The 2,591-nt window shown below is 54.5% G+C and carries 5 protein-coding genes; 4 read left to right on the top strand and 1 reads right to left on the bottom strand.

The features are described from left to right. Nucleotides 1-21: 21 nt before the first annotated feature. From rpsP to H8Q75_RS07625, 4 genes are read left to right on the top strand one after another with little or no spacing between them, the layout of a single operon-like run. Nucleotides 22-273 carry a 30S ribosomal protein S16 gene (gene rpsP, locus H8Q75_RS07640; RefSeq protein WP_024125504.1) on the top strand — a complete coding sequence of 84 codons (252 nt, stop codon included), beginning with the start codon at nucleotides 22-24 and terminating at the stop codon, nucleotides 271-273. A 3-nt stretch (nucleotides 274-276) separates the two neighbouring features. After that, on the top strand, nucleotides 277-630 hold the full coding sequence (locus H8Q75_RS07635; protein WP_024125505.1) for a KH domain-containing protein: 354 nt from the start codon (nucleotides 277-279) through the stop codon (nucleotides 628-630). Between the two features lie 3 nt (nucleotides 631-633). Then, nucleotides 634-807, top strand: a complete 174-nt coding sequence (gene rpsU, locus H8Q75_RS07630; RefSeq protein ID WP_011055893.1) for a 30S ribosomal protein S21 — start codon at nucleotides 634-636, stop codon at nucleotides 805-807. A 9-nt stretch (nucleotides 808-816) separates the two neighbouring features. Then, entirely contained in the window at nucleotides 817-1,839 is a 1,023-nt protein-coding gene (locus tag H8Q75_RS07625) for a PhoH family protein (RefSeq protein ID WP_024125506.1), read from the top strand. On the opposite strand, the gene H8Q75_RS07620 is transcribed toward H8Q75_RS07625, so the two are convergent. After that, nucleotides 1,784-2,591: superoxide dismutase (locus H8Q75_RS07620; RefSeq protein ID WP_365970883.1), on the bottom strand; the 808-nt coding region annotated here is incomplete at its 5' end. The genes H8Q75_RS07625 and H8Q75_RS07620 overlap by 56 nt on opposite strands.

The following is a 2,591-nucleotide window of genomic DNA, read 5'->3' as shown; positions in this document are numbered from 1 at the left end:
CTTCTATCTCCATAGGCTGACATGATTAAACTGCGTCTCAAACGCTACGGTAAAAAGCGGAACGCCACCTATCGTATTGTGGCCATGAATAATACCGATCGCCGCGATGGGCGTGCCCTTGAAGAATTGGGCTTTTACGATCCAATCCATGATGAAGTGCGCCTCAACGAAGAGGCTATCAAGCGGCGTTTGGCGCAGGGGGCACAACCCACAGATACGGTGCGGCGGCTCTTTGTCAAGGCGAATCTTCTCCCCGAAACTGCCCAAAAATAGGCAATGACTGAGTCGGCTGCCCCCAACTACGCTGCCTTGATTCGCTTCCTGCTTGAACCCTTTATGGAAGCACCAGAAACCCTGCGGCTCCATGCAGAATTTTCCCCTGCTAATTCTCGCATTTGGGTACGTCTTGCCTTTGCTGGCGAGGATAAAGGCCGGGTTTATGGTCGTGGCGGTCGCAATCTCCAGGCCATTCGAGCGGTTTTACAGGCTGCTGCCCAAGCCGCTGGTCAGCAGGTTTACTTAGATGTTTATGACGCTGCCAAAAGTACGCCTAAAATAGATCATCAAAGGAGCGATCGCCCACGGCGCTCCCGTCGTCGTTTTTATCCATCATCAAGGAGGCAAAGTTAGCGCGTGGCTGAAGTCCGTTTAGGTGAAAACGAATCCATTGAGTCCGCCCTACGGCGATTCAAGAAAAAAATCCAAAAAGCAGGTATTCTTTCGGAAGTCAAGCGGCGTGAACGTTACGAAAAACCCAGCCTGCGCCGCAAACGCAAACAGGAGGCCGCCCGCAAGCGCAATCGCTAAGTTTAGGGTATGACCACGAGGGAAAGCCTCACCATTGACCTCCACAGCATTGAGAGTGCGATCGCCCTTGTCGGTGAGCAAGAAGCCAACCTGCGCATCTTTGCCGCCCAAACAGGGGCGACCCTTGTTTTAAGGGGACGGGATCTCTATATCACTGGCACCCCTGCTCAAATCCAACTCTGCCAACAACTCATTCAAGACCTCAGTACCCTCTGGCGGGAGGGGCGTCCTGTGTCGGGGGTGGATATTCTCACGGTCCGCCATGCCTACGATACTCAGCAGCGGGAAGCCCTCCAAGAGCTGCAACAGGATATTCTAGCTCGCACCCGCCGCGGTGACATTATTCGCGCTAAAACCTTTCGCCAGCGCCAGTACGTTCAAGCAATTCGTAGCCACACCCTCACCTTTGGCATTGGGCCCGCGGGCACCGGCAAAACTTTCTTGGCCACGGTCCTAGCGGTCCAAGCCCTACTGGCGGGCACCTATGAGCGGTTAATTCTAACACGGCCTGCAGTGGAAGCGGGTGAGCGGCTTGGCTTTCTGCCGGGAGATCTACAGCAAAAAATTGATCCCTATCTGCGCCCCCTCTACGATGCCCTCTACGAGCTAGTAGAGCCGGAGAAAATTGGCAACCTGATGGAGCGGGGCGTGATTGAAGTAGCCCCCTTGGCCTATATGCGGGGGCGTACGCTGAATAATGCCTTTGTCATCCTCGACGAGGCTCAGAACACCACTCCTGCCCAGATGAAAATGGTGTTGACCCGTATTGGTTTTAACTCCTGCTTGGTGGTGACCGGGGACTTGACGCAAACCGATCTACCAGAACATCAAACCTCTGGCCTCAGTGTGGCTACGAAAATTCTCAAGGATGTCGAGGGGATCGCATTTTGTTATCTAACCAAGGGGGATGTAATTCGCCATCCCCTTGTCGAGCGGATTATTGATGCCTACGATCGCCATGAGCAGGCCTTGTGCCCTAAGCCAAAAGATCGCGCATCTGAGCATAGCGATCGCTCACCCAAGGCCAATTAACCACCTGCCACCAAGCCTCTAGGTACTGATCGCGACGGTTGCGATAGGTCAGGTAGTAAGCATGTTCCCACAGATCATTGCCCAAGAGGGGCACTTGCCCTTGCATCAGCGGAGAATCTTGGTTTAGCGTGGTGGTAATAGTCAAATTCCCTTGGGGCGTAAGCACAAGCCAGACCCAGCCACTGCCAAAGTGCTGCAGACCTGCCTGCTGAAACTGGGTTTGAAACTCTGGAAACGAGCCAAAAGTGTCTTCTATTGCTATGGCGAGGTCCCCCGTGGGCTCACCGCCGCCATTCGGTGCCATACTTTGCCAAAAGAGGGAATGGTTAGCATGGCCACCGCCGTGGTTGCGCACAGTTTCTTGGATAGCGGTGGGGAGTTGGTGAAGGTGGGGCAGGAGTTCTTCGATGGCCAGCCCGTGCCATTGACGGTAGGGTGTCAGTGCCTTGTTGAGAGTGTTGACATAGGCTGCATGGTGTTTGTCGTGGTGCAGACGCATTGTCTCTGCATCAATCACTGGCTCTAGGGCCTCGTAGTCATAGGGCAAAGGCGGCAGCGTATAAATTTCTGATGGCTCACCTGCCGCCACGGCTGGGCGCGATCGCAACCACAGTGCAGCAGCACTGCCGACTAGGAGGCTGAGGGTTTGACGACGGGTTAGGCGCATAACGAGTACGTGAAATGTTCCCGCTAATAGTCTAAGCCCCTCGGAATTATTCTTGGCGCAGCAGGAGTTGTTGGGCTTGGCTGGG

The sequence above is a fragment of the Thermosynechococcus sp. OHK43 genome (assembly GCF_014466085.1).
GTDB lineage: Bacteria > Cyanobacteriota > Cyanobacteriia > Thermosynechococcales > Thermosynechococcaceae > Thermosynechococcus.
The sequence above is the reverse complement of the archived record's forward strand: the minus strand, read 5'-3'. Positions and strand labels throughout refer to the sequence as shown.

What these genes read in the sequence shown, in the direction of transcription:
- rpsP (WP_024125504.1), top strand. Translation starts at nt 22, where the DNA reads ATGATTAAACTGCGTCTCAAACGCTACGGTAAAAAGCGGAACGCCACC.
- H8Q75_RS07635 (WP_024125505.1), top strand. Translation starts at nt 277, where the DNA reads ATGACTGAGTCGGCTGCCCCCAACTACGCTGCCTTGATTCGCTTCCTG.
- H8Q75_RS07625 (WP_024125506.1), top strand. Translation starts at nt 817, where the DNA reads ATGACCACGAGGGAAAGCCTCACCATTGACCTCCACAGCATTGAGAGT.